Genomic DNA, 25,627 nt, shown 5'->3' on the forward strand with positions numbered 1-25,627 from the left:
GATCGAGGAGGGCGCTCCCCGCCCGGCCGCCGTCATAGGCGTGCCGGTGGGGTTCGTGGGCGCCGCCGAGTCGAAGGAGGCGCTGGCGGAGCATCCGTCGGGCCTTGAGCACCTGGTGGTTCGTGGCCGACGCGGTGGCAGTGCCATCGCCGCCGCCGCGCTCAACGCGATCGCTAGTGAGGAAGAGTGAGCGGGAAGCTGTACGGCGTCGGGCTGGGCCCCGGCGACCCGTCGTTGATGACCGTGCGCGCGGTGGAGGTCATCGCCGAGGCGGACGTGATCGCGTACCACAGCGCGCGGCACGGGCGGTCCATCGCCCGTTCGATCGCGGCGAAGCACATCCAGGAACGGCACCTCGAGGAGCGGCTGGTCTACCCGCTCACCACCGAGACCACCGACCACCCCGGCGGCTACCAGGGCGCCATCGACGACTTCTACGCCGAGGCGTCCGAGCGGCTCGCCGCGCACCTGGACGCCGGCCGGACGGTCGCCGTGCTCGCGGAGGGCGACCCGCTCTTCTACGGCTCCTACATGCACATGCACAAGCGGCTCGCGGACCGCTACGACACCGAGGTCATCCCCGGTGTCACGTCCGTGTCCGCCGCCGCCGCCCGGCTGGGCACCCCCCTCGTGGAGGGTGAGGAGGTGCTGACCATCCTGCCGGGCACCCTGCCCGAGGAGGAGCTGACCGCCCGGCTCGCCGCCACGGACGCGGCGGTGGTGATGAAGCTGGGCCGCACCTTCACCAAGGTCCGCGGCGCGCTGGAGAGTTCGGGGCGGCTGGGCGAGGCGCGGTACGTCGAGCGGGCCACCATGAGCGGCGAGCGGCTGGCCGAACTGGCCGACGTGGAGCCGGAGTCGGTGCCGTACTTCGCGGTCGCCGTGCTGCCGAGCCAGGTCGACGCCGAGCCTGCCGTACGCGAGCTGGGGGAGGTCGTCGTGGTCGGGACCGGGCCGGCCGGCCCGCTGTGGCTGACGCCCGAGACGCGGGGCGCGCTGGCCGCCGCCGAGGATCTGGTCGGCTACACCACCTATCTGGACCGGGTACCGGTCCGTCCCGGCCAGCTGCGGCACGGCTCCGACAACCGGGTCGAGGCCGAGCGCGCCGAGTTCGCGCTGCAACTGGCCCGGCGGGGGCGGCGGGTGGCCGTCGTCTCCGGGGGCGATCCGGGGATCTTCGCGATGGCCACGGCCGTCCTGGAGGCCGCGTCGGCCGAGGAGTACGCGGACATTCCGGTGCGGGTCCTGCCGGGGGTGACCGCAGCCAACGCGGCCGCCGCCCGCGCGGGCGCCCCGCTCGGCCACGACTACGCGACCATCTCCCTGTCGGACCGGCTCAAGCCCTGGGAGGTCATCGCCGAGCGGCTGCGCGCGGCTGCCTCGGCGGACCTGGTGCTGGCCCTGTACAACCCCGGTTCACGCAGCCGTACCTGGCAGGTGGCCAAGGCCCGTGAGCTGCTCCTGGAGCACCGGGCGCCCGAGACGCCGGTCGTGGTGGCGCGGGACGTCGGCGGTTCCGGGGAGCGGGTGCGGATCGTGCGGCTGGCCGAGCTCGATCCGGCCGAGGTCGACATGCGCACGATCCTGCTGGTCGGTTCCTCGCAGACGCAGCTCGTACGGCGCGGCAACGGCGAGAACGTCGTCTGGACGCCTCGCCGCTACCCGGACGCGTGACGCAGGCCCTGGTCGGCTCCCTGTTCGGCGGGGGTGGGTCCCTGGGCCATCCCCGCCGTCCACTTCTCCTCGATCCGGCAGACCTTCCACACCAGCAGGGCGATCGCCCAGGTGGCGAAGAACAGTCCGACGACGACGTATCCGATGATGTTGAGGTCGAGTCCGGCGACCCAGTTCCAGAAGGTGCCGTGCAGGTGCGCCTTCTCGGCGACCAGGCCCAGCAGTTCGACGGTGCCGATGATGAGGGCGACGGCGACGGACAGGCCGGTGACGGTGAGGTTGTAGTAGACCTTGCGGACCGGCTTGGAGAAGGCCCAGCCGTAGGCGAAGTTCATGAACGAGCCGTCGATGGTGTCCAGCAGCGACATGCCGGCCGCGAACAGGACCGGCAGGCAGAGGATCGCGTACCAGGGCAGGCCGGAGGCGGCGCCCGAGCCGGCGAGAACCAGCAGGGCGATCTCCGTGGCCGTGTCGAAGCCGAGGCCGAACAGCATGCCCAGGGGGTACATCTGCCAGGGCTTGGTGATCGACTTCATGACGCGGCCGAGGAGGCGGTTCATGAAGCCGCGGTTGTCGAGCTGTTCCTCCAGGGCGGCCTCGTCGAAGTGGCCGGAGCGCATCTGCCGGAAGACCTTCCAGATACCGGCCATGATCACCAGATTGATGATCGCGATGAGGTACAGGAAGGCCCCGGAGACGGTGGTGCCGATCCAGCCGGTGATGTCGTGCAGTTGCGAGTCGTCGTCCGCGACCGGACCGGCCAGTGCCTTCACGCCCAGGGAGAGCAGGAGGGCGAGGACGAAGACGATGCTCGAGTGGCCGAGGGAGAACCAGAAGCCGACCGACAGCGGCCGCTGCCCCTCGCCCATCAGCTTGCGGGTGGTGTTGTCGATGGCCGCGATGTGGTCGGCGTCGAAGGCGTGCCGCATGCCCAGCGTGTACGCGGTGATGCCGATGCCGATGCCGAACGACTTCTCGCCCAGGCTGTAGTGGTGCGGGGCCACGACGGCGACCAGCGTGAACCAGCCGATGACGTGCAGCGCCAGGATGAACGCGGCCATGCCGCCGAGGCTCGTCCACTCCTTGCGGGTCATCGAGGCGCGGACACGGTGCCATCTCGTTGTTCGGGTCTTTTCAGCCACGCCTCTGAGATTGCTGCAAACATGTTGCAGGTAAAAGCCACAAGCGGCAAAGCTCGGGTCAGGTTTCAGCCTGCTGCCGGGAAAGACGGGCGGGCGAGCAGCCAGGCCAGCGCCTGCTCCGGTTCCGCCACGACCCGTACCCCGGCGGGCACCGGCGGTCTGCGCACCACGACCACGGGCAGCCCGGCCTCGCGCGCGGCGGTCAGCTTCGGCGCGGTGGCCGCTCCTCCGCTGTCCTTCGTCACGACCACGTCGATGCGGTGCCGGCGCAGCAGTTCGCGCTCCCCGTCGAGGGTGAACGGGCCGCGGTCCAGCAGCACCTCCATGCGGGGCGGGTGCGGAGGTTCCGGCGCGTCCACGGACCGTACGAGGAACCAGAGGTCGTTGAGGTCCGCGAAGGCCGCGAGGCCCATCCGCCCGGTGGTGAGGAAACCCCGCCGCCCGAGCCCGGGCAGCAGCAGTGCCGCCGCCTCCAGCGAGCCGGCCTCGCGCCAGTCGTCGCCCTCCACCGCGACCCAGCCGGGGCGGCGCAGCGCGAGCAGGGGAACATGGGCGGTGGCGGCGGCCCGCGCCGCGTTGAAACTGATCCTCCCGGCGAAGGGGTGTGTGGCGTCGATGAGCGCGTCCACCTCGTGCTCGCGCAGCCACGCGCCCAGCCCGTCGGCCCCGCCGAAGCCGCCCACGCGGACCTCGCCGGGCGGCAGCCGGGGCGCGGCCACCCGTCCGGCCAGCGAGTTCGTCACACGCAGCCCGGGCACGACGTCGGCCGCCAGCAGTTCGGCGAGGCGGCGGGCCTCGGTGGTCCCGCCCAGAATCAGTACGTGCACGAAGTCCGGTTCCCTTTCGAAGAGTGAGGCATGACGAGCGAGGCCAAGGGCGGCCGCGGCGCCCAACTCAAGCACACCGGCCTACGGCACGGCTGGACCACCGGCGCCTGCGCCACGGCGGCGACGACGGCCGCCTACACGGCGCTGCTGACCGGGGAGTTTCCCGACCCGGTGACGATCACGCTGCCCAAGGGGCAGACGCCGGCCTTCGCCCTGGCGGCAGAGGAACTCACCGACGCCTGCGCCATGGCGGGGATCGTGAAGGACGCGGGAGACGACCCGGACGTCACCCACGGTGCGCTGGTCCGGGCGACCGTGCGGCGACTGCCGGCCGGGTCCGGGGTCGTCTTCAAGGCGGGCCCCGGCGTGGGGACGATCACCCGGCCGGGCCTGCCGTTGCCAGTCGGCGAACCGGCCGTCAACCCCGTGCCGCGGCAGATGATGCGCGAGCACGTCGCCCGGGTCGCGCAGCGGTACGGCGGCAGCGGCGACGTCGAGATCACCGTCTCCGTGGACCACGGGGAGGAGATCGCCCGCTCCACCTGGAATCCCCGCCTGGGCATCCTCGGCGGCCTCTCCATCCTCGGCACCACGGGCATCGTGGTCCCGTACTCCTGCTCGGCGTGGATCGACTCCATCCGGCGCGGGGTGGACGTCGCGCGGGCGGCCGGGCGCACGCACGTGGCCGGCTGCACCGGCTCCACCTCGGAGAAGACGGTCGTCACCGCGTACGACCTCCCCGAGGACGCCCTGCTCGACATGGGCGACTTCGCGGGCGCGGTCCTGAAGTACGTACGCCGCCATCCCGTCGACCGCCTCACGATCTGCGGGGGCTTCGCCAAACTGTCCAAGCTGGCCGCCGGTCATCTGGACCTGCACTCCGCCCGCTCCCAGGTCGACAAGGGCTTCCTGGCCGAGCTGGCCCGGCGCGGCGGCGCGGACGAGGCGCTCGCCGCCGAGGTGGCGAGCGCCAACACCGGGCTGGCCGCACTCCAGTTGTGCGCGGCGGCCGGGGTCCCGCTCGGCGACCTGGTGGCGGTCACCGCCCGGGACGAGGCCCTGGCGGTGCTGCGGGGCGCACCCGTAGCGGTCGACGTGATCTGCATCGACCGGGCGGGGACGATCGTGGGGCGCAGCACGGTGGACGGACCTCCGGCCGCCCGGCCCTGAACAGGGCGCCGGGCGCCTCCAGGGGTGCGGTGTGCGGCGTCCGCCCACCGGCTAACAGACGTGCCGCTCGCGCTCCGGCGAGTACAGGTGGCTGTCGCGGAACTGCTCCGCGCCCAGCGTCCGGCCGACCATGATCACGGCTGTGCGCAGCACGCCCGCGTCCTTGACCTGACCGGCGATCTCGTCGAGGGTGCCCCGGATGATCAGCTCGTCGGGGCGGGAGGCGTACGCGACCACGGCGGCGGGGCAGTCGGCGCCGTAGTGCGGAAGGAGTTCCTCCACCACGCGGTCGACGTACCGGGCGGCGAGGTGCAGCACGATGAGCGCTCCGCTGCGGCCGAGGGTGGCGAGGTCCTCGCCGTCGGGCATGGCGGTGGCGCGGTGGGCGATACGGGTGAGGATGACGGTCTGGCCGACCGTCGGCACGGTCAGCTCCCGCTTCAGGGCGGCCGCGGCGGCGGCGAAGGCGGGCACGCCGGGGACGACCTCGTACGGCACTCGCGCCGCGTCCAGCCGCCGCATCTGCTCGGCGACCGCGCTGAACACGGACGGGTCGCCCGAGTGCAGCCGCGCCACGTCGTGCCCCTGTTCATGGGCCCGGAGCAACTCGGCGGTGATCTCGTCGAGGTTGAGCTCCGCGGTGTCCACCAGCCGTGCGTCCGGCGGGCATTCGGCGAGCAGCTCGCGCGGCACCAGGCTGCCCGCGTACAGGCAGACCTGGCAGGCGGCGAGCGTACGGGCGCCGCGCACCGTGATCAGGTCGGCGGCACCGGGGCCGGCGCCGATGAAGTACACGGTCATCTGTCTGCTCCTGGGAGAGGGTTGAGGGTGTGCTGCGTCTTCTCCACGGCCCACTGGGTCACCGGCATCGCCTGTCGCCAGCCGGTGAAGCCGCCCACGGGCACGGCGTGCGCCACCGCGAGCCGCACCAGCTCGCCACCGCGGCGTCGGCGGGCGTCGGCGAGCAACGCCTCCGACTCCAGCGTCACGGTGTTGGCGACGAGGCGTCCGCCGACGGGCAGCGCCTCCCAGCAGGCGTCGAGGAGGCCGGGCGCGGTGAGCCCGCCGCCGATGAACACCGCGTCCGGCGTGGGGAGTTGGGCGAGGACGTCGGGCGCGGCGCCGGTGACGACGCGCAGGCCGGGCACCCCGAGCCGGTCGGCGTTGTGGGTGATGCGCTCGGCGCGCACCGGGTCGCGTTCGACGGTGACGGCCCGGCATGAGGGGTGGGTGCGCAGCCACTCGATCGCGATCGACCCGGACCCACCGCCGACGTCCCACAGCAGCTCACCGGGCGCGGGCGCGAGCACGCCCAGCGTGACGGCGCGGATATGGCGCTTGGTGAGCTGGCCGTCGTGGTCGTAAGCCGTGTCGGGCAGCCCGGGTACGGCGCCGAGGCGCGGGGTGTCCGGCGCGCGGTGGCACTCGACGGCGACGATGTTGAGCGGGTCGCCGGGCTCGTCGTGCCAGTCGTCGGCGGACGTCGGGACGGTCGTACGTTCCTTCTCGCCGCCGAGCTGTTCCAGCAGCCGCATCCGGCTGGGGCCGTAGCCGCGCTCCCGCAACAGGGCGGCGACCTCGGCGGGGGTGGCGGCGTCGGCGCTGAGCACCAGGAGCCGTCGGCCTTCGTGCAGGGCGGCGGCGACGCGGGCGGCGGGCCGGCCGACGAGGGTGACGACCTCGACGTCCTCCAGGGGCCAGCCGAGGCGGGCGCAGGCGTGGGAGACGGAGGAGGGGTGCGGCAGGACGTGCACGGCATCGGCGCCGAGGATCTCGGTGAGAGTGCGCCCGATGCCGTAGAACATGGGGTCGCCGCTGGCCAGTACGGCTATGCGGCGGCCGGCGTGGGCGGCGAGGAGGCCGGGGACCGCGGGCCGCAGGGGTGAGGGCCAGGCGATGCGTTCCCCGGCGCACCCGGGCGGCAGCAGGTCCAGTTGGCGCGGGCCGCCGATGAGGACCTCGGCGTCGAGCAACGCGGCGCGGGAGCCGTCCGGGACGCCCTGCCAGCCGTCGGCTCCGATCCCGACGACGGTCACGGCGACGGGCGGCGGGGCGGGGCGTGCGGGGGTCACTGCGCGGCACCTCTGGGCTCGAACGGGCAACAGGCACGCACTCTACGGGGCGGTGGCCTGCGTGTCCTTCGTCGGGTGCACATTCGCGGCCGTCTTATTGCATACTGCTTGCAATAACTTTTCACGCGCAGAAAGGGTGGGCGAATGCCTTCTCCGATCGTGCTCGGCATCGAGTCGTCCTGTGACGAGACCGGCGCCGGGTTGGTCCAAGGCGGGCGGCTGTTGGGGCATGCGGTGGCGTCGAGCATGGACGAGCACGCCCGCTTCGGCGGGGTGGTGCCCGAGATCGCCTCCAGGGCGCATCTGCACGCGCTGCGCCCGGTGGTCCGGCAGGCGCTGGACGAGGCCGGTCTGACGCTGTCCGACATCGGCGCCGTCGCCGTCACCACCGGACCGGGCCTGTCGGGCGCGCTCCAGGTGGGCCTGGCCGGGGCGAAGGGCATCGCCTACGCGCTGGACGTGCCGCTGTACGGCGTCCACCACCTGGCCGGCCATGTCGCCGCCGACACCCTCGAACACGGGCCGCTGCCCGACCCCTGCGTGGTGCTGATCGTCTCCGGCGGCCACACCTCCCTCCTCCTCGTCCGCGACCTGGCCCGTGATCCGATCGTCCATCTCGGCGACACCCTCGACGACGCCGCCGGGGAGTGCTTCGACAAGGTGGCACGGGTCTTCGGGCTGCCGTATCCCGGCGGTCCTGCCGTCGACCGGGCAGCGCGCGCGGGGGATCCGCGCGCCGTCCCCTTCCCGCGCCCGCTCCCGGGCTCGTACGACTTCTCGTTCTCGGGCCTGAAGACGGCCGCGGCCCGCTGGGCGGAAGGTCACGCGGACCGTGAGCTGCCCGTGGCCGACGGAGCTGCCTCGCTCCAGGAAGCGGTCGCCGACGTGCTGACCCGCAAGGCGGTCGCGGCCTGTGCCGAGTACGGCGTGGGGACGCTGGTCGTGGTCGGCGGGGTCGCCGCCAACTCGCGCGTGCGGTCACTGGCCGAGGAGCGCTGCCGGGCGGCCGGCATCGAACTGCGGGTGCCGCCGCTCAAGTTGTGCACGGACAACGGCGCGATGATCGCCGCCGTCGGCGACCTCCTCGTCCGGGCCGGAGCCGAACCCGCCCCGCTCGACGTGTCGATCGACCCCTCGGCGCCCCTGGCGTACGCGGCCCTGCACCCGGTCGGGATGCGTGTGGGGACGGTGGCGGAGGCGGTGGCGGCCCGGTGAGCGTCGACATCCGTGCGTTCAAGGGCGCCGAGCTCCTCGCCCACACCACCGACTTGCACTCCGTGTACGTCGATGCCTTCTGCTCCCCGCCCTGGAACGAGGGCACGGAACGGGCCGTCGAGTTCACCGACCGGCTGCCTGGGGACGTACGCCGGCCCGGGTTCACGGCCGCGATCGCGATGGAGGGCGCAGCGATGCTCGGTTTCGCCACCGCCTGGACCACCCCCGCCCCCTTCCCCACCGACCGCTGCTACCCGCAGGTCGCCGCGGGACTCGGTCCCGATTGCACCAGCGGCTGGCTGGTCGGCGCCAGCGAGACGGACCAACTCGCCGTCCGCTCCCGCGCGCGCGGCACCGGCCTCGCAGGCGAGCTCCTGGAAGCGGTCATCGCGGATGCCCCCGAGGGCCGCGCCTGGCTGCTGACCTCCGTGCGGTCCGGTCAGGCCATGTCCTTCTACCGCCGCCAGGGCTGGACCCAGGCCACCCACCCCTCCCCCGACGGCAAGGGCATCGTCGTCTTCCTCGGCCCCCGACACCCGGCCCGTTCCCAGGTCGCGCGGCCTGTCTAGGCACCCGGGGCGCTCTCGCCGGGGACCTGGGCAGCGCGTCGCTCGTGGCGAGGCGTCGCTCGCACGGGGCCACGGTCCCGGGTGACGGCGCCCCGCGCGTCCCAGTGCCGGCTCCGCAAGGCCGGTTACCGCGTCGCGCCCCTTCGGGACCTGAGGCGGAAGTCGCGGCACACCGGCCGATCGCAGGATGTCGCCTCCGCGCAGGCTGTCAGACACGCCGACATCACGGCTCGCTCCAAGGCTCTGCTCGACGGTGCCGCCGCACTCGGTGCCGTGCTCGCCCTGCGCGAGCGAGCGGCCTGACGCGAGGGGCGAAGCCGGCGTCCAGGGGCGTTGTCAGTGGTGGCAGGCAGGATGGGCCACATGACAACACCAGTTGCGCAGATCGTGGACGCCGCCGGCTACGCGCAGGCCGTCGAGGACGTGGTGCGGGCCGCGGCCGCCTACTACACGGACGGCACGTCCCCGCTGGACGACGACACCTACGACCGGTTGGTGCGAGGGATCGCCGCGTGGGAGGCCGGCCATCCCGACGAGGTGCTGCCCGGCTCGCCGACGGGGAAGGTCGCCGGTGGCGCCGTCGAGGGCGATGTGCCGCACACGGTCGCGATGCTGAGCCTGGACAACGTGTTCTCGCCCGAGCAGTTCACGGCCTGGACTGCGTCGCTGGCCCGCCGCATCGGACACGAGGCCGAGCGGTACAGCGTCGAGCCGAAACTCGACGGTCTCGCGATCGCCGCCCGCTACACGCAGGGGCGGCTGACGCGACTGATCACGCGCGGTGACGGGACGGCCGGGGAGGACGTCTCGCACACCATGGGCACCATAGAGGGCCTGCCCGACACGCTGGCCGAGCCGGTCACCGTGGAGGTGCGCGGCGAAGTCCTCATGACGGGGGCGCAGTTCGGGCACGCCAACGAGGTGCGCACCGCGCACGGCGGCCAGCCGTTCGCCAACCCCCGCAACGCGGCCGCGGGCACCCTGCGGGCCAGGGACCGCGCCTACACCGTCCCGATGACGTTCTTCGGCTACAGCCTGCTGCCGCTGCCCGACACCGACGACGCCCTGGCCGCGCGCCTGGCCGGGCTCGCGCACAGCGAGCTCATGGCCCTCGCGGGCGAGCTGGGCGTGCACACCACCGCCACGACGCCGGTGCCCGGTGTCACCGCGGCCACCACGGCCGAGGTCCTGGCCCGGGTGCAGGAGATCGCCGCGCTGCGCGCCGGGCTGCCGTTCGGGATCGACGGCATCGTCATCAAGGCCGACCACGCCGCCGACCAGAAGGCCGCCGGTTCCGGATCGCGGGCCCCGCGCTGGGCGATCGCCTACAAGCTCCCCGCAGTCGAGAAGATCACCCGCCTGCTGGACGTCGAGTGGAACGTGGGCCGCACCGGCATCATCGCCCCCCGCGGCGTTCTGGAACCGGTCGAGATCGACGGCTCCACCATCACCTACGCCACGCTCCACAACCCCGCCGACATCACCCGCCGAGACCTGCGGACGGGCGACCAGGTGATGGTCCACCGCGCCGGTGACGTCATCCCGCGCATCGAGGCACCGGTCGCCCACCTGCGCACCGGCGACGAGAAGCCGATCGTCTTCCCGCAGCTGTGCCCCCGCTGCGGCTCGGGGATCGACACCAGCCAGGAGCGCTGGCGGTGCGAGCAGGGGCGTAACTGCCACCTGGTCGCCTCGCTCTCCTACGCCGCGGGCCGCGACCAGCTCGACATCGAAGGGCTGGGCACCACCCGTGTCGTGCAGCTCGTCGAGGCGGGCCTGGTCACCGACCTCGCCGAGTTGTTCACCCTGACCCGCGACCAGCTTCTCGGGCTGGAGCGGATGGGCGAGACCAGCACCGACAACCTCCTGGCCGCCCTCGCCACGGCGAGGACACGGCCGCTGTCGCGGGTGCTGTGCGCCCTGGGGGTCCGCGGCACGGGCCGCTCCATGTCCCGCCGCATAGCCCGGTACTTCGCCACCATGGACAACATCCGTGCCGCCGACGCCGACCAGCTCCAGCAGGTCGATGGCATCGGCCCCGAGAAGGCACCCGCCATCGTCGCCGAGCTGGCCGAGCTCGCCGGACTGATCGACAGACTCGCCGCGGCCGGGGTGAACATGGCCGAACCCGGCACCGCCTTCCCGCCCGCGGATCCCGCCACGGCCACCGATACCGGCACCGGCACCGATCCCGCGGTGACCGGCACCCCGGCCGCCGGGCCGCTCGCCGGGATGACCGTCGTGGTCACCGGCGCCATGACCGGTCCACTGGAAAAGCTCAGCCGCAACCAGGTGAACGAACTCGTCGAACGGGCCGGGGGCCGCTCCTCCTCCAGCGTGTCCAGGAAGACCAGCCTCGTGGTCGCCGGAGACGGGGTCGGATCCAAGCGCTCCAAGGCCGAGGACCTCGGCATTCGCCTCTCCACACCCGACGAGTTCGCTCTCCTCGTGGCGGACTTCCTGGACTGACCGACGCCGTACGGCGGGTCCTGCCTGATGTGTGTGGGGGGGGGAGGACGCCGCGTGGGCGCGGTGACACACACGGAGCAGACGGAGCAACCGGAAACGGTTCTGCGGGTGGACACGGGCGCCGCCCGCCGTACTGCGCGTCCCGCGACAGCGTCGGGTTGGCAGCCTCACGGATTCATGAACGACCCCTTCAGCCTCAGCCCGCCTCCCACCCCCGCTCACGCCATCCCCGCTCGCCCCGCCGCCGCTCAAGGCGACGGCTCCATGGTGGGGTTCAGCAGGTGCGGTTGAGGTAGTGAGCGCCCTGGATCTTGTCAGCAGAGCCCAGCCAGGTCCGGCCGGGCCCGACACACCGCTCGTAGTCGAGCGCGTTGGCGACCCTCACCTGGATGACCACGCGCGAGCCGTCGGAGGTGCAGTGGTTGTAGTAGGCGTCGGAGCTGGTCTCGTAGAACCCGCAGGGGTCGGCTGCCGCGGGGCCGGCCTGGGCGGTCACCGCGCCGAGGGACGTGAGGACGAGGGCGGCGGAACCGAGGGCGCCGGTCACGATGCGACGAAGACTCAAGGGGAACTCCTTGGGCAGGGAAGGCAGCAGACCTCGAAGGGCCGCTGCCTGCCGGTCGGTTGGATACCTGCACAAGGATCGCCACGCAGCCCGGCGTCGTTGATCGAACATCGCGCCGTTCACCTGGTGAATCGTTCTGCCTGTCCGTCGATCGGATGATCTTGCCCTGATTTGGGATGATGCCCATGTGGACGGGAATGCGGCTTTCCGCTCGGCCGGACCAGGGGACACGGTCGGGCCAGGGGACACGCTCGACGCGGCGCCGACGGCCCGGACGGCGGTGGCGTGGCTGCCGCCGGGCGAGCTCTGGCCGGTGATCCAGGACATCCGCTGGGAGCACGATCCGCAGGTAAGGCGATGGCCGCCGCATGTGAATCTGCTCTTCGGTTTCGTGCCGGAGGAGGAGTTCACGCGGGCCGTGCCGCTGCTGCGCGCCGGGGCGGCGGCGACCCCGGCGTTCACGGCGCGCCTGGCCGGTGTGCGGTACTTCCGGCACCGGCACTACGCGACGGTCTGGCTCGATCCGGCCGCGGCGGGTCTGGCACCGTGGGCCCGACTCCAGCGGGAGCTGCGGCTGCGGTTCCCGCTCTGCCGCGGGCGAGGTGACCGCTTCACCCCGCATCTGTCCCTCGGCCGCACTCACGACCCGAAACACCTGGCAGCCGAGTGCGCCGCCCGGCTCGGCACACTGCCGGCCGCCGTCGAGGAGGTGGTGCTGCTCTCGCGTCGCGGCGAGGAGCCCATGCGGCCCCGGGCCGTGATCACGCTGGGCACGGGCGAGATCCGCCCCCCGCGCATGGGGTGAGTGCGCGGGGAACGGTGTCGGTCACCGCACCGGGATGGCCAAGTACTGGTACTCCAGGAACTCCTCTATCCCGACGCGGCCGCCTTCCCTGCCCAGCCCGGACTGTTTGACCCCTCCGAACGGGGCCGCCGGGTTGGAGACCAGTCCCGTGTTGAGGCCGACCATGCCCACCTCCAGGCGCTCGCTGACGCGCAGGGCGCGGTCGAGGCCCTCGGTGAAGACGTAGCCGACGAGTCCCCAGGGGGTGTCGTTGGCGCGGCGTACGATCTCGTCCTCGTCGTCGAAGGTGAGGATCGCGGCGACCGGGCCGAAGATCTCCGTGTCCATCAGGCGGCTGTCGGGGGCCACGCCCGTGAGGACGGTCGGGGGGTAGAAGCAGCCCGGGCCTTGCGGTGTACGGCCCCCGACGAGCACCCGCGCGCCGCGCTCCACCGCGTCGGCGACCAGGTCCTCCACCTTGGCCCGGCCGGCCGCGTCGATGAGGGGTCCGACGTCGACTCCTTCGCGGGTGCCGGGGCCCACGACGAGCGCGCCCATCCGCTCGGCCAGGCGACGCCCGAACTCCTCCGCCACCGACCGGTGCACGAAGAAGCGGTTCGCGGCCGTGCACGCCTCGCCCATGTTGCGCATCTTGGCGAGCATCGCACCGTCCACGGCCACATCGAGACCGGCGTCCTCGAAGACGATGAACGGCGCGTTGCCGCCCAGCTCCATCGAGGTCCGTACGACCGTGTCCGCACACTGGGCCAGGAGCAGCCGTCCGACCTGCGTGGAGCCGGTGAAGGACAGTTTGCGTATCCGCCCGCCGCGCAGGAGCGGTTCGCACACCTCCCCCGCTCGGGAGGTGGTGACGACGTTCAGCACGCCGTCCGGCAGCCCGGCCTCCTTCAGGATCGCGGCGAGGGCCAGGCTGGACAGAGGGGTCTGCGGGGCCGGCTTGAGCACCATCGTGCACCCGGCGGCGAGGGCCGGGCCGATCTTGCGGGTGCCCATGGCGAGGGGGAAGTTCCAGGGGGTGACGAGGAGGCAGGGACCGACGGGGCGGCGGGAGAGCAGCATGCGGTTGCGGCCGTCGGGCAGCGTGCCGTAGCCGCCGTCGACGCGTACCGCCTCCTCGGAGAACCAGCGGAGGAACTCGGCCGCGTACGCCACCTCTCCCCTGGCCTCGGTGAGCGGCTTGCCCATCTCGGACGTCATCAGGCGGGCGAGTTCGTCGGTGCGTTCGAGGACGATCTCGTGGGCCCGGCGCAGGATCTCGCTGCGCGCCCGCGGCGCCGTACGGGCCCATTCCCGCTGGGCGCCCACGGCCGCGTCCTCGGCGAGCCGGGCGTCCTTGGGGCCTGCGTCGGCGACGTGGCAGAGGATCTCGCCCGTCGCCGGGTCGTCCACGGGCATGGTGGCACCGTCCGAGGCGTCCACCCAGGCACCGCCGATGAACAGCTGCGTGGGGGTGTCGGTCATGACGTCACTCCCTCCACCGCGGCCGCCCACGCCCGCAGTCCCTCGTCCACCGCGCTCTCGTCGATGACGAGTGCCGGGATCATCCGCACGACCTGGTTCCAGGCACCGCACAGCAGCAGGAGCAGGCCCTCGTCGACGGCGGCGCGCTGTACGCGGGCGGCGGTCTCCGGGTCCGGACCGCCGTCCTCGGTGACGAACTCGGTGGCCAGCATCAGCCCGAGACCCCGCACGTCACCGATGCCCGGGGTGCGGTCCGCCACCGCTTCCAGGCCGTGCCGCAGGCGGGCACCCATCGCCTCGGTGTTCTCGACGAGCTTCTCGTCCCGTACGACGTCGAGGGTGGCGCAGGCCGCCGCGCAGGCGACGGCGTTGGCGCCGTACGTGCCGCCCTGGGAGCCCGGCCACGCCTTGCTCATCAGCTCCTCGGGGGCCGCGATCCCGGACAGGGGGTAGCCGCTGGCCAGGCCCTTGGCGGTGACGAGGATGTCCGGGGTGATGCCGAAGTGCTCGTGGCCCCAGAACCGGCCGGTGCGGCCGACGCCGGTCTGCACCTCGTCCAGGATCAACAGGAAGCCGTGCCGGTCGGCCCGTTCGCGCAGCCCCTGCATGAAGGCGCGGTTCGCGGGGACGTATCCGCCCTCGCCCAGTACCGGTTCGACGATGATCGCGGCCGTGTCGGCGGGCGAGGAGATCGTCTGGAGCGTGTAGTCCAGCTCCTTCAGGGCGAAACGGGTGGCGGTCTCCTCGTCCCAGCCGTACCGGTAGGCCGTCGGGAACGGGGTGACCACCACCCCGCTCATCAGCGGGGAGAAGCCCGAGCGGAAGCGGGTGCCGGACGTCGTCATCGAGGCGGCGGCCACCGTACGGCCGTGGAAGCCGCCGTGGCAGACGACGATGTTCGGCCGGCCGGTGGCCTGACGGGCCAGGCGGAGCGCGGCCTCGACCGCCTCGCTGCCCGAGTTGGTGAAGAACAGGCTGTCCAGTCCGGCCGGCAGGACCTCGCCGAGCTTCTCGACGAGCCGTTGGAGAGGCTGGTGCATGACCGTCGTGTACTGGCCGTGGACGAGCGTGCCCACCTGCTCCCGCGCCGCCTCCACCACCCTGGGATGGCAGTGCCCGGTGCTGGTGACGCCGATGCCGGCGGTGAAGTCGAGGTAGCGGCGGCCGTCCTCGCCGTAGAGGTGGACGCCTTCGCCTCGGGTTGCCACCACGGGCGTGGCCTGGCGAAGGTGCGGCGACAGTGCGGTCATGTTCGTCTCCCGGCCGTGTGTCGTGTTCTGCGTGCCCAGTCCGGTCTGCGTGACCCGCGTGATCCGGTCCGGCCCCCACCCGAGCATTCCGGTGGCTCAACAGGGCGACAACGCCTGATCTGTCCGGCGGGGACACGGGGTTCGGACGTTCTGTCAGGTGTGGGGGCCCGAACCCGGGGTTCATCGCCCCCTCCGTCCCACCGGACCACCCCTTGCGCAGGTCAGCAGGGCTTGTCACAGTGGCCGGGCATGCACGACGACACCGTGAACGACGAGAGCCCCGCGAAGGACCGGGACGGTACCGCGCCCGGCCGTGCCCTCACCGTCGCCGACGTCCTCGCGCTGCCCGTCCTGACCGCCGGACACCCCCAGGTCGTCACCGGCGTCGCCCACCTCGACCGGCCGGTGCGCTGGGTCCACATCACCGAGTTGACGGACCCCGCGTCCTTCCTCAAGGGCGGCGAGCTCGTCCTGACCACCGGCATGCCGCTGCCCGAGGAGGCGGCGCAAGTGCGCAGGTACGTCGACGAGCTCGCGGGTGTCGAAGCGGCGGCCCTGGTCATCGAACTGGTACGGCGCTACCACCGACCGCCCGACGCCCTCGTACATGCCTGCCGGGCCCGCGGTCTGCCGCTGATCACCCTCGCCAGGGACGTCAACTTCCTCGAGGTCACCCAGGTCGTCCACGCCCTCATCCTCGGCAACCAGGCCGAGGCGATCCGCCGCACCCAGCGGATCCACGAGGCGTTCACCGCCCTGACGTTGCGGGGCGCGGGGCCGCGGGACGTCATGCGGGCGGCGGCGACGATGAGCGGCCGCACGGTCGTCCTGGAGAACCTGGTGCACCAGGCGCTGATCTGCGAGCCGTCCGGCAGCACGGTGCGGGAGGCGCTCACCGACTGGGAGGCGCGCTCCCGGGCGACCCCGGCGGGCGATCACACGGGCGTGTTCGGCCCCGACGGCCGGCTGGCCGCGCCCGTCGAGTACCAGGGCGAACGCTGGGGCCGCCTGGTGATGCTCCCGCCCCGGACGGAGCAACCGGCTTTCGGGCCGGAGGACGTCACCGTCCTCGAGCGCACGGCGATGGCCCTGACCGTCGCCCGCCTCATCCACACCGCCCCCTGGGAACGCACCGCTCACCGCGACGCCCTGCGCGATCTGGTCGAGCAGCGCCACCACTCCCCCGGCGACGCCCGAGCCCGCTGTGCCGCCCTGGGCCTGCCCACGAGGGACGTCACCTTCGTCGGGATCCTCGTGGATCTGCACGCGGAGGCAGAGGGCACCGGGCCGGAGACACTTCTGTCCCGCGAACTCGGCACGGCAGGTGTCCCCGCGCTCGTCGGCGACCTGGCTCCCGGCCGCGTCGGCATCCTGCTGGCGCTGCGCCCCGGCCAGCCCTGGCGTCCCGTCGCCGAACGCCTCAGCCGCACCGCGCTGGGCCTCGCCCCGCACGCCGTCGTGAGCGTCGGCTCGGAAGTCAGGGACCTCTGCGACACGCCCCGCTCCTTCCGCGAGGCGGCCCGTACCGCCCAGGCCACCCCGCCCGGCCAGCCACTTCCCGCGGGCCGCTCCTTCCACGAACCGCCCGACATCGGTCTGCGCCGTCTGCTGCACGCCCTGCGCGAGGACACCCGGATCCAGGAGTACACGGAACGACAGCTCGGCCGTCTGATCGAGCACGACACCCAGCGCAGCACCGACCTGCTGACCACCCTGCGCCACTACCTCGACGCGGCGGGCAGCAAGACCACCGCGGCCCGCCGGGGCGGCCTCTCCCGCGAAACCGTGTACCAACGTCTGCGCACCATCGAGCGGCTCCTCGGCTGCGACCTGGAGTCCGGCGAGCAGCGCACCGAGCTCCATGTGGCGCTCACGGCACTCGATGTCCTCCGAGCCTGTCCCGATCCGCCGTGACGGGCACCTGACCGGTCGTCACCGCTGCTCTCCCCGCGGCCGGGGCTCAGTCCTCCGCGGGCATCACACGGGTCACCTTGCCGTTCGTGTCGGCCTCCACGTAGCCGCCGCGGCCGTAGGAGTCGCTCAGGTAGACGGCCATTCCGGCCGGGGTGTCGAAGACGTCGTCGGGCTGTCTCACCACCAGGTAGCGGGTGTCCGGATCGTCGACGTTCAGCTTCTTGTTCGCCTCTTCGAAGAGCGCGGGTACGCGGTCCCAGTTGAAGTCGTCGAGGCTGACGGGCTGATACCCACCCGCAAGGGTGCCGTTGATGATGCCCTTCTCCACGCCTTGTCCGGAACGGTAGGTGTAGTAGTCGTACGCCGACTTGCTGCCCTTGACCATCAGTTGGGCCGACACGTAGTCCGGATAGACGGTGAAGTCGCCGAACATGTCCCGGCCGGTGTCCTCCTTGAGGGCCTTGATGGCGGTGCGGATGCCGTTCGGGGTGAGCAGGGAGCCGCTCTCCGGCTCCCGCGACTTCTGCGCGGCCGGGGCGGCACCGGTCGGTGAGGGCGTCGACTTCGGAGCCGACGTGGCGGACGTGGACGACGACGAGGAGGAGGAGGCGGAGGACGTGGAGGACGACGGGCCGCTCGCGTCCGAGTCACCGGTGTCGCCGCCGAAGGGCAGCAGCCACCACGCCAGGGCCAGGGCACCGGCGAGAGAGGTCCCCGAGAGGCTCAGCAGGGCGGCCCGGCCGGGTATGCGTCGGCGTGCCGCCCGCGCGGGCGCCGTCACCGGCTGGGGCGGGACCTGCCCCGGCCACGGAGCGACCGGCGCCGGCCCGAACCCGGTGGGGGCGGACGGCGGGTGCAGCGGATACGAGGTGGGCTCCTCCCGCACCGCGGGCCCGGGCGGCCCGGACTCGACCTCGGCCAGCCTCATGTCCAGTACCGCGGCGGACGGCCGCGCCGACGCGTCCCGTACGAGCACGCTCATCAGGACATCGCCCAGGGCACCCGCCCGCACCGGCGGCGGCACGTCGTCGTGGAGGACCGCCGCGAGGGTGGCCAGGGTGGTGCCCCGGCGCAGCGGGTGGTGGCCCTCCACGGCGGCGTACAGCATCATCGCCAGCGACCACAGGTCGGAGGCGGATCCGCCCTCGTGCCCCGAGACGCGCTCCGGGGCCATGAAGTCGGCGGTGCCGATGATGGAGCCGGTGGCGGTGAGGCTGGTCGCCTCGCGGATCGCGGCGATGCCGAAGTCGGTGAGGACGGGGCGCCCGTCGGGCCGCAGCAGCACGTTGGCGGGCTTCACGTCGCGGTGCTGGATGCCGGCGTCGTGCGCGGCGGTCAGCGCGGCCAGCACTCCCCGGCCGAGCCTGGCCGCCTCGGCCGGGGACATCGGATCCTGGGCCAGCCGGTCGGCGAGCGAACCGCCGGTGACCAGTTCCATCACGATCCAGGGGTAGGTGCCGTCGCCGCCGTCGACGATGTGGTGGACGGTCACGACGTTCGGATGGTCGATCCGGGCCAGGGCCCTGGCCTCGCGCGGCACCCGCTCGCGCAGCATCCGCGCGCTGTCGGGGTCGTATTCGGCGAGGTCCCGGTCGGGCGGGCGGACCTCCTTGACCGCCACCAGCCGGTGCAGCACCAGGTCCCTGGCCCGCCAGACCGTCCCCATGCCCCCGCCGCCGAGGCGGGCCTCCAACTCGAAGCGCCCGTCGACGACTCGTCGCCCGGGGCCTCTGTCTGCCTCACTCATGGGCGGGAGCTTAATTGCCGCCACCGACACCCTTCGCCCGCGGTGCGCCTTCGGCCGAGGTGACGGTGATGGCGGTGGTACGGCCGTCCGGTGTGATCCGCAGGACGGGGATCGCCTTGTTCTCGGGGGCGCCGTCGTCGCCGAGCGCGATCCAGCCGCTCGCGCCCGGCAGCGGGCCCAGTTTCCGCAGGCGGGACAGGGTCAGGTAGACGTCGGTGACGGTCGGGTTCGGCACCGCGGGGGTCGCACGGACCGCCCGGGCCGCGGTGAGCAGGGCGTCGTGCATCATGATCGCCCGGCCGTCGTCCAGGTCGCTGTGCGGGAAGGTGTCGTCGAACGTGCCGTCCCGGAAGGGCGCGACGAGGTCCGGGGCGAACGCGCCCGGCGTCACCTGCCAGGCTCCGGGGTGGGCGAGGCCGGTGTAGAGCAGGTCGATGCCGCCCTTGTCGAGGGCGCGGGCCAGTTCGCGCGCGTCGAAGCCGTTCGTGTGCCGGACCATCATGGTGTCGTCGCCGGACATCACGGTGATCCGGTGGCCTCGGCAGGGGCGGGCGGCGAGGACGGTCAGGAGTTGCGGCAGCGTGGTGCCCCGGCCCGCGAAGTAGACGACGTCCGGTTTCACCCTGCACACGTCCTTCAGTTCGGCCCGGAAGTCGAGCGGGCCGGGCCGTGAGGAGTCGAACAGGGTGGGTTCCGCGCGGACGAGGCGACGGGCCGGTAGCCGGGCCCGGAACTGCTGGGCGAGGGTGCTGGTGTACTGGTCCCCGGGGGCGATGTCCCGCACGAAGAGGATCCGGGCGCGGGCGAGTGGGCCGGTCGACAGATGGCGTACGGCGGCCGCCGCCTGGTCCGCGTTGGCGGGCGCGACCCGTGCCAGGCCGGGCACGGCGGCCCAGGAGTCGGCGGTGAGGACCGAACCGAACGCGGGCAGGCCGCCGGCGGTCAGCTCCTCCACCATGTCCTGGCTGGCCGCGGTGCTGCCGCCCAGGCCGAGCGCCGCCACGATGCGCTGGGCGCGCCGGGCGCCGAGCACCTGCCCGACCGTGTGGTTGCGCTGTTGGGCGGTGCCTCCGGTCTGGCCGAACAGCAGCCGGACCGCGGCGTCGCCGTCCGGTCCGGCCGACTTCCGGTTGATCCTGAGCTGGGCGAAGTGGGCGCCCTCCAGATCGCGCCGCACCGCCTCCATCCCGGCGCCGCCGTCGAACTCCTCGGTCAGGGGCGTCAGATACACCATCGACACCTGCGGCCGACCGCCCGGCTCTTCCGCGGCCGCCGCGACCCGCCGGTTCTCCGCGGCGATCCGCTCCAGCACGGGTGCGATGAGCCGGCTCGACGAACGGCGCAGCAGCGCGGGCGACACGGCCTCGTCCAGCAGTCCGACGCACCTGCGCATACCGCCCTCGCCGATGGCGGTCAGTCCGTCGGCGCAGGGCAGGACCGCCGAAGGCACCGACCCTGACGTGTCCCCCGGCAGGAGCAGGGTCGCGAGCACGGCGAGGGCGGCGAGGGCGGTCCGGCCGGTCCGTCGGCGCCGTACCGGTGGTGAGGTGCTGTCGACCTCGCCGAGGCCCTGCCCGGCGCGGCTCGCCAGGCGCAGAACCTCCTCCAAGCAGGGCCGCCGGGCCGGGTCCTTGATCAGACAGCGGGCCACGAGTGCGCGCAGCGCGCCGGGGAGACCGGCGAGGTCCGGCTCCTGGTGCACGACCGCGAAGGCGACCGCGATCGGCTCCAGGCCCGCCGCCCCGGGGTTCTCGAAGGGGCTGCGGCCCAGCGCGGCGTAGGCCAGTACGCCGCCGAGCGCGAACACGTCGGTCGCCGGGGAGACGGCCTGGGCGGCGATCAGCTGCTCCGGCGCCATGAAGGCCGGGGTGCCCACCATGGCGCCGCTGCGGGTCAGGGCCCGGCTCTGGGTGACGGAGCGGGCGATGCCGAAGTCGATGACCCGTACGCCATCGTCGGCGAGCAGGACGTTGGCGGGTTTGAGGTCCCGGTGCACGAGTCCCTGCCGGTGGATGTCGCGCAGCGCCTCCGCCAACTCTCCGGCCAGCCGGACGACTTCGGCCACCGGGAGCGGGCCGCCGGAGCGCACTCGGGTGTCCAGTGCGTCGCCGACGACGTACTGCGTGGCCAGCCAGGGCGGATCACCGTCCGGGTCGGCGTCCACGACGGGCGCGGTGAAGGCCCCGCTCACCTTGCGGGCAGCGGCGACCTCGCGCCGGAACCGGGCCCGGAAGTGTGGCTCGTCGACGTACTCGGGCCGGATCACCTTCAGCGCGACCCGCCGCCCACCGGCGCTGCGCGCCAGGTACACGACCCCCATCCCGCCGGCGCCGAGGCGCCGTTCCACGGTGAACTCCCCGATCAGCCGCACCATGCCAACGTACCGGCGCCGACAGTTGCCCGATTCCGCCCTCTCGATGTACGTCCGGGCTCATCACACCTTCAGGTGAAGTGACACGGATTCACGGGCCTGTCGGCCGGTCGGCATGGCGGGCCGTCCGCCGGGTCGGACCGGCGGACGGCGGGAGCACGGGTCAGCGGTTGGTGCCGACCATGGCCGGGACCGGCGCGGCGGTGGCGTCGAGGCTGCGCAGGATGTCCTCGACCCGCTGCTTGGCGTCGCCGAAGAGCATCTGGCTGTTCTCACGGAAGAACAGCGGATTCTGTACGCCCGCGTAGCCGGTCGCCATGGAGCGTTTGAAGACCACGACCTGGGCCGCCTCCCACACGTGCAGGACCGGCATCCCGGCGATGGGACTGGCCGGGTCCTCGGCTGCGGACGGGTTGACGGTGTCGTTGGCGCCGATGACCAGGACGACCGAGGTGGCGGCGAAGTCGTCGTTGATCTCGTCCATCTCCAGCACGATGTCGTACGGCACGTTGGCCTCCGCGAGCAGCACGTTCATGTGCCCCGGCAGCCGGCCGGCGACCGGGTGGATGCCGAAGCGCACGTCGACGCCGCGCTCGCGCAGCTTGCGCGCCAACTCCGCGACGGGGTACTGGGCTTGGGCGACCGCCATCCCGTATCCCGGAGTGATGATCACCGAGGAGGCGTCCTGGAGGAGTTCGGCGGTCTCCTCCGCGCTGATCTCCCGGTGCTCCCCGTGGTCGCCGGAGTCGTTCGCCACCACCGTCTCGCCGCCGAAGCCGCCCGCGATCACCGACAGGAAGGAACGGTTCATCGCCTTGCACATGATGTACGACAGGTAGGCGCCGGAGGAGCCGACCAGTGCGCCGGTGACGATGAGCAGGTTGTTGGCGAGGAGGAAGCCGGAGGCGGCCGCGGCCCAGCCGGAGTAGCTGTTGAGCATCGAGACGACCACCGGCATGTCGCCGCCGCCGATGGAGGCGACCAGGTGGGCGCCGAGGGCCAGTGCCACCGCGGTGACCGCGATGAGCAGCCCCATGTGGGGGCGCGCGACGAACGCCGCGGTGAGCACGACGAACGCGGCGAGCGCGCCCAGGTTGAGGGCGTGTCTGCCGGGGAGCATGAGCGGGCGGGACTTGATCCGCGCCGACAGCTTCAGGTAGGCGACGACGGAACCGGTGAAGGTGACGGCGCCGATGAACACGCCGATGAACACCTCGGCGTGGTGGATGCGCAGCAGCGAGCCGGTGATCTCCTGCCCGGTGTGGCCCCCGGCGTCGACGTCGAGGTAGCCGTTCCAGCCGACGAACGCGGCGGCGAGCCCGACGAGGCTGTGCATGATGGCGATCAGCTCCGGCATACCGGTCATCTCGACGACCCGGGCCCGCCACAGTCCGATGCCCGCGCCGACGGCCGTGGCGACGGCGATCAGTACGAGACCGGTGGTGGTGATGGAGCGCGAGGCGAGGGCGACGGTGGCGGCCAGGGCGATGACCATGCCCGCGATGCCCCAGACGACCCCCGAGCGGGAGGTGCGGTGCTGGGAGAGTCCGGCGAGGCTGAGGATGAACAGCAGCGCGGCGACGACGTATGCGGCCTCTGCGGCCGTGGCGGTGGTCATCCGTGATCAGCCTTTCGAGAACATGCCGAGCATGCGGCGGGTGACGGCGAATCCGCCGAAGACGTTGATGCTCGCCAGCAGGATCGCGGCGAACGACAGCACGGTGACCACGGTGTTCCCGTGCCCGATCTGAAGCAGCGCACCGACCACGACGATCCCGGAGATCGCGTTGGTGACCGACATCAGCGGGGTGTGCAGTGCGTGGTGCACATGGCCGATGACGTAGAAGCCGATGACGATCGCCAGGACGAAGACCGTGAAGTGGGCGATCAGTTGGGGCGGTGAGAAGGCGGTCACCAGGAAGAGCGCGAGCGCTCCGACGCCGACGAGGGCGTACCCGGACCGGGCGGAGCGGGCGGAGCGGGCGGGCTTGGCCGCGGCGTCGGGGACCGCGGCGGGTTCCGGGCCCTGGGCCGGGGCGGGCGCGGCGGACACCTGCACGGGCGGCGGTGGCCAGGTCTTCTCGCCGTCGCGGACGACGGTCATCGAGCGCTGCACCACGTCCTCGAAGTCGAGGACGAGCCGGCCGTTCTTGCCGGGGGTGAGCAGTTTCATCAGGTGGACGAGGTTGGTGCCGTACAGCTGTGACGCCTGGGCGGGGAGCCGGCCGGGCAGGTCGGTGTAGCCGATGATCGTCACGTCGTTGTCGGTGACGACCGCCTTGCCGGCGACCGTTCCCTCGACGTTGCCGCCCTGGGCCGCGGCCATGTCGACGATCACGCTGCCGGGCTTCATCCGGGCGACGTCCTGGGCGGTGATGAGCCGCGGCGCCGGCCGGCCCGGGATGAGCGCGGTGGTGATGACGATGTCGACGTCGGCGGCCTGGTCGGCGTACAGCTGCGCCGCGAGCCGGTTGTAGTCGTCCGAGGTGGCCTTGGCGTATCCGTCGCCGCTGACCTCCTGTTCGGCCTGTTCGGGCCGGACCTCCAGGAACTCGCCGCCCAGGGAGCGCACCTGCTCGGCGACCTCGGGCCGGGGGTCGGTGGCGCGGACCACGGCGCCGAGGCTGTGCGCCGCGCCGATCGCGGCGAGTCCGGCCACCCCGGCACCCGCGACGAGCACCTTGGCCGGCGGGACCTTGCCGGCGGCGGTCACCTGTCCGGTGAAGAACCGGCCGAAGGCGTGCGCGGCCTCGACGACGGCGCGGTAGCCGGCGATGTTCGCCATGGAGCTGAGGACGTCCAGGGACTGGGCGCGTGAGATGCGCGGGACGGCGTCCATGGCGAGCACGGTGACCGGCCGCCGTGCCAACTCCTCGACCAGTTCCGGGTTCAGCGCGGGGCCGATCAGCGCGATCAGCGTCGCTCCGTCGCGCAGCCGGCCGATCTCCTCGCTGGACGGACCGTTGACCTTCAGGACGACCTCGGCCGGCCAGGGGTCACCGAGCCGGGCGCCCGCCTCTTCGTAGGCCGTGTCGGAGAAACGGGACAGCTCCCCCGCTCCCGGTTCCACGACCACGTGGTAGCCCAGCGCGACGAGTCGGGCCACGGTGGCCGGGGTCGCCGCCACCCTGGTCTCGCCCGCGGTGGACTCGGCGGGTATGCCGATCCGCTGGGCTTCCTGCTCCGGTTCCCGTTCCGATGGGGCCATCGTCTTCCTCTCTGATCGGGTTCGCCTCCGCCGAAGGTCTGCCCTGTGGCGCCCGTCGGGAAGCCGCCGTATCCGGCGCGATCAGAAAGGGTGGCGCGTCAGGCTCTCCCCGCCCCGCTGTCTGCCGGGCGATCTGAGCCCGGCCGCGAGTCTCGCCGAGCCCCTACGGGACGGCCACATCATGCGGGCGTGCACATGTGTCGTGCCGCAGGTGCAGCCTGCGGAGGTCTTGCAGCGCGGCGACGGGAAAGGGGTGCTGCACCCACTTCGCGAGATAGCCGTCCTCGCCGTGGAGCCTCAGCACTGACTGCGCGGCCTCCAGGACGACATGGCCGAGGAGGGCTCGGGGTTGTGTGGAGCCCCAGACGCGCGTGCCCTCCTCGTCGGGCAGGTCGAAGCTCGTGGACATGTCGGGAAAGCGATGGATCGCCATGTCGATGTCCGAGCCGCCGCCCCCGCCGCTGCCGCTCAGGACCCACCTGGCCTCGGCAGGTTCGAGGTCGAAGGAGACGCGTTGGACGGACGTGGGCCCGTAGAGGCCCGCCACGGCGTGCAGTACGTCGGCCAGAGCGTTCGTGCAGTAGCTGACGATGTCGGACCACTCCGCGTCGTCGTCCGCGACGCGACAGGTCGCCCATCCGCTGCCGCTCAGTACCCAACCGAACCGGAGCCCGTTCGCCACCCCGTCCCTCCAGGTGATCGTCTCAGGAGACGGTACAGCGCGGCTCCGGGCGCTCGACCCGGGCCGCTCGCCGTTGCCTCAGCCGTGATCGCCTATCTTGGCGCGTATGCAGTCCTACACCATCGGCCAGGCGGCGCGTCTGCTCGGAGTGAGTCCCGACACCGCGCGACGGTGGGCCGACGCCGGTCGGGTCGCCACGCACCGGGACGAGGGCGGGCGACGCCTCATCGACGGGAAGGCTCTGGCCGCCTTCTCGGTGGAACTGGCCAGGAGCGGAGGAGGTGGCGGTGGCGGTGGCGGTGGCGGTGGCGGTGGCGGCGAGGAGGACGTCTCCTACACGTCCGTCCGCAACGCCTTCCCCGGCATCGTCACCGCCGTGAAGCTCGGCGACGTCGCCGCCCAGGTGGAGATCCAGGCCGGGCCGCACCGGCTGGTGTCGCTGCTGACGCGGGAGGCCGTGGAGGAGTTGGGGCTGGAGGTCGGCGT

Annotated in this window: 22 protein-coding genes; 10 read left to right on the top strand and 12 right to left on the bottom strand. The window is 72.7% G+C overall.

Going from position 1 to position 25,627, the window contains the following annotated elements; genetic code table 11:
• Positions 1-190: precorrin-8X methylmutase (locus ACFU95_RS47445; protein ID WP_383842919.1), on the top strand; the 190-nt coding region annotated here is incomplete at its 5' end.
• Positions 187-1,674: a precorrin-2 C(20)-methyltransferase gene (locus ACFU95_RS47450; protein WP_383842922.1), complete on the top strand. Its 1,488-nt coding sequence runs from the start codon at positions 187-189 to the stop codon at positions 1,672-1,674. The genes ACFU95_RS47445 and ACFU95_RS47450, both read left to right, overlap by 4 nt.
• On the opposite strand, the gene ACFU95_RS47455 is transcribed toward ACFU95_RS47450, so the two are convergent.
• Positions 1,659-2,768 (bottom strand): HoxN/HupN/NixA family nickel/cobalt transporter, encoded by a 1,110-nt coding sequence (locus ACFU95_RS47455; protein ID WP_383842925.1) that lies wholly within the window; start codon positions 2,766-2,768, stop codon positions 1,659-1,661. The genes ACFU95_RS47450 and ACFU95_RS47455 overlap by 16 nt on opposite strands.
• Positions 2,769-2,881: 113 nt before the next feature.
• Complete coding sequence (locus tag ACFU95_RS47460) at positions 2,882-3,643, bottom strand: cobalt-precorrin-6A reductase (RefSeq protein WP_383842928.1); 762 nt, start codon at positions 3,641-3,643, stop codon at positions 2,882-2,884.
• 30 nt (positions 3,644-3,673) lie between these two features.
• Between ACFU95_RS47460 and ACFU95_RS47465 the strand changes: the two genes are divergently transcribed.
• Positions 3,674-4,813 (top strand): cobalt-precorrin-5B (C(1))-methyltransferase, encoded by a 1,140-nt coding sequence (locus ACFU95_RS47465; protein WP_383842931.1) that lies wholly within the window; start codon positions 3,674-3,676, stop codon positions 4,811-4,813.
• Between the two features lie 51 nt (positions 4,814-4,864).
• Here the strand turns inward: ACFU95_RS47465 and cobM are convergent, their stop codons facing one another.
• Complete coding sequence (gene cobM / locus ACFU95_RS47470) at positions 4,865-5,614, bottom strand: precorrin-4 C(11)-methyltransferase (RefSeq protein WP_383842934.1); 750 nt, start codon at positions 5,612-5,614, stop codon at positions 4,865-4,867.
• On the bottom strand, positions 5,611-6,885 hold the full coding sequence (gene cbiE, locus ACFU95_RS47475; RefSeq protein WP_383842937.1) for a precorrin-6y C5,15-methyltransferase (decarboxylating) subunit CbiE: 1,275 nt from the start codon (positions 6,883-6,885) through the stop codon (positions 5,611-5,613). Before cbiE ends, cobM begins: the two co-directional genes overlap by 4 nt.
• A gap of 144 nt (positions 6,886-7,029) precedes the next feature.
• Between cbiE and tsaD the strand changes: the two genes are divergently transcribed.
• The 4 genes from tsaD (at position 7,030) to ligA (ending at position 11,138) form a co-directional block, all read left to right on the top strand.
• Positions 7,030-8,100 carry a tRNA (adenosine(37)-N6)-threonylcarbamoyltransferase complex transferase subunit TsaD gene (gene tsaD, locus ACFU95_RS47480; protein WP_383842940.1) on the top strand — a complete coding sequence of 357 codons (1,071 nt, stop codon included), beginning with the start codon at positions 7,030-7,032 and terminating at the stop codon, positions 8,098-8,100.
• Complete coding sequence (locus tag ACFU95_RS47485) at positions 8,097-8,669, top strand: GNAT family N-acetyltransferase (RefSeq protein ID WP_383842943.1); 573 nt, start codon at positions 8,097-8,099, stop codon at positions 8,667-8,669. Before tsaD ends, ACFU95_RS47485 begins: the two co-directional genes overlap by 4 nt.
• An 81-nt stretch (positions 8,670-8,750) precedes the next feature.
• Complete coding sequence (locus tag ACFU95_RS47490; protein WP_383842945.1) at positions 8,751-8,972, top strand: hypothetical protein; 222 nt, start codon at positions 8,751-8,753, stop codon at positions 8,970-8,972.
• A gap of 60 nt (positions 8,973-9,032) precedes the next feature.
• Complete coding sequence (ligA, locus tag ACFU95_RS47495; protein WP_383842948.1) at positions 9,033-11,138, top strand: NAD-dependent DNA ligase LigA; 2,106 nt, start codon at positions 9,033-9,035, stop codon at positions 11,136-11,138.
• Positions 11,139-11,412: 274 nt separating this feature from the next.
• On the opposite strand, the gene ACFU95_RS47500 is transcribed toward ligA, so the two are convergent.
• Positions 11,413-11,685, bottom strand: coding sequence for a DUF6355 family natural product biosynthesis protein (locus ACFU95_RS47500; RefSeq protein ID WP_383842979.1), 273 nt, complete (start codon positions 11,683-11,685; stop codon positions 11,413-11,415).
• A gap of 205 nt (positions 11,686-11,890) precedes the next feature.
• Between ACFU95_RS47500 and ACFU95_RS47505 the strand changes: the two genes are divergently transcribed.
• Complete coding sequence (locus ACFU95_RS47505; protein ID WP_383842951.1) at positions 11,891-12,508, top strand: 2'-5' RNA ligase family protein; 618 nt, start codon at positions 11,891-11,893, stop codon at positions 12,506-12,508.
• A 21-nt stretch (positions 12,509-12,529) separates the two neighbouring features.
• On the opposite strand, the gene ACFU95_RS47510 is transcribed toward ACFU95_RS47505, so the two are convergent.
• Both ACFU95_RS47510 and ACFU95_RS47515 read right to left on the bottom strand, forming a co-directional pair.
• The gene (locus ACFU95_RS47510) at positions 12,530-13,969 is read right to left on the bottom strand and encodes an NAD-dependent succinate-semialdehyde dehydrogenase (protein ID WP_383842954.1); all 1,440 of its coding nucleotides are present in this window, start codon (positions 13,967-13,969) and stop codon (positions 12,530-12,532) included.
• Complete coding sequence (locus tag ACFU95_RS47515) at positions 13,966-15,219, bottom strand: aspartate aminotransferase family protein (protein WP_383842957.1); 1,254 nt, start codon at positions 15,217-15,219, stop codon at positions 13,966-13,968. Before ACFU95_RS47515 ends, ACFU95_RS47510 begins: the two co-directional genes overlap by 4 nt.
• A 249-nt stretch (positions 15,220-15,468) precedes the next feature.
• On the opposite strand from ACFU95_RS47515, the gene ACFU95_RS47520 reads away from it, so the two are divergent.
• A complete protein-coding gene (locus ACFU95_RS47520; protein ID WP_383842959.1) occupies positions 15,469-17,133 on the top strand; it encodes a PucR family transcriptional regulator in 1,665 nt (554 codons plus the stop codon).
• A gap of 46 nt (positions 17,134-17,179) precedes the next feature.
• Here ACFU95_RS47520 and ACFU95_RS47525 read toward each other — a convergent pair whose 3' ends face one another.
• The 5 genes from ACFU95_RS47525 to ACFU95_RS47545 form a co-directional block, all read right to left on the bottom strand.
• Positions 17,180-18,880 carry a serine/threonine-protein kinase gene (locus tag ACFU95_RS47525; RefSeq protein ID WP_383842962.1) on the bottom strand — a complete coding sequence of 567 codons (1,701 nt, stop codon included), beginning with the start codon at positions 18,878-18,880 and terminating at the stop codon, positions 17,180-17,182.
• A gap of 10 nt (positions 18,881-18,890) precedes the next feature.
• The gene (locus ACFU95_RS47530) at positions 18,891-21,254 is read right to left on the bottom strand and encodes a bifunctional serine/threonine-protein kinase/ABC transporter substrate-binding protein (protein ID WP_383842965.1); all 2,364 of its coding nucleotides are present in this window, start codon (positions 21,252-21,254) and stop codon (positions 18,891-18,893) included.
• A 160-nt stretch (positions 21,255-21,414) separates the two neighbouring features.
• The gene (gene pntB / locus ACFU95_RS47535) at positions 21,415-22,869 is read right to left on the bottom strand and encodes a Re/Si-specific NAD(P)(+) transhydrogenase subunit beta (protein WP_383842967.1); all 1,455 of its coding nucleotides are present in this window, start codon (positions 22,867-22,869) and stop codon (positions 21,415-21,417) included.
• A 6-nt stretch (positions 22,870-22,875) separates the two neighbouring features.
• Positions 22,876-24,459: a Re/Si-specific NAD(P)(+) transhydrogenase subunit alpha gene (locus ACFU95_RS47540; RefSeq protein ID WP_383842970.1), complete on the bottom strand. Its 1,584-nt coding sequence runs from the start codon at positions 24,457-24,459 to the stop codon at positions 22,876-22,878.
• A 163-nt stretch (positions 24,460-24,622) separates the two neighbouring features.
• Positions 24,623-25,141: a hypothetical protein gene (locus ACFU95_RS47545; RefSeq protein ID WP_383842973.1), complete on the bottom strand. Its 519-nt coding sequence runs from the start codon at positions 25,139-25,141 to the stop codon at positions 24,623-24,625.
• Between the two features lie 106 nt (positions 25,142-25,247).
• Here ACFU95_RS47545 and ACFU95_RS47550 point away from each other — a divergent pair.
• On the top strand, positions 25,248-25,627 hold a 380-nt coding region (locus ACFU95_RS47550), incomplete at its 3' end, for a TOBE domain-containing protein (protein WP_383842976.1).

It is taken from the genome of Streptomyces sp. NPDC057623, from assembly GCF_042800355.1.
Classification (GTDB): Bacteria; Actinomycetota; Actinomycetes; order Streptomycetales; family Streptomycetaceae; genus Streptomyces.

What these genes read in the sequence shown, in the direction of transcription:
- ACFU95_RS47515 (WP_383842957.1), bottom strand. Translation starts at nt 15,219, where the DNA reads ATGACCGCACTGTCGCCGCACCTTCGCCAGGCCACGCCCGTGGTGGCA.
- ACFU95_RS47510 (WP_383842954.1), bottom strand. Translation starts at nt 13,969, where the DNA reads ATGACCGACACCCCCACGCAGCTGTTCATCGGCGGTGCCTGGGTGGAC.
- ACFU95_RS47525 (WP_383842962.1), bottom strand. Translation starts at nt 18,880, where the DNA reads ATGAGTGAGGCAGACAGAGGCCCCGGGCGACGAGTCGTCGACGGGCGC.
- ACFU95_RS47520 (WP_383842959.1), top strand. Translation starts at nt 15,469, where the DNA reads ATGCACGACGACACCGTGAACGACGAGAGCCCCGCGAAGGACCGGGAC.
- ACFU95_RS47455 (WP_383842925.1), bottom strand. Translation starts at nt 2,768, where the DNA reads ATGACCCGCAAGGAGTGGACGAGCCTCGGCGGCATGGCCGCGTTCATC.
- ACFU95_RS47540 (WP_383842970.1), bottom strand. Translation starts at nt 24,459, where the DNA reads ATGGCCCCATCGGAACGGGAACCGGAGCAGGAAGCCCAGCGGATCGGC.
- pntB (WP_383842967.1), bottom strand. Translation starts at nt 22,869, where the DNA reads ATGACCACCGCCACGGCCGCAGAGGCCGCATACGTCGTCGCCGCGCTG.
- ACFU95_RS47530 (WP_383842965.1), bottom strand. Translation starts at nt 21,254, where the DNA reads ATGGTGCGGCTGATCGGGGAGTTCACCGTGGAACGGCGCCTCGGCGCC.
- cobM (WP_383842934.1), bottom strand. Translation starts at nt 5,614, where the DNA reads ATGACCGTGTACTTCATCGGCGCCGGCCCCGGTGCCGCCGACCTGATC.
- ACFU95_RS47465 (WP_383842931.1), top strand. Translation starts at nt 3,674, where the DNA reads ATGACGAGCGAGGCCAAGGGCGGCCGCGGCGCCCAACTCAAGCACACC.
- ligA (WP_383842948.1), top strand. Translation starts at nt 9,033, where the DNA reads ATGACAACACCAGTTGCGCAGATCGTGGACGCCGCCGGCTACGCGCAG.
- tsaD (WP_383842940.1), top strand. Translation starts at nt 7,030, where the DNA reads ATGCCTTCTCCGATCGTGCTCGGCATCGAGTCGTCCTGTGACGAGACC.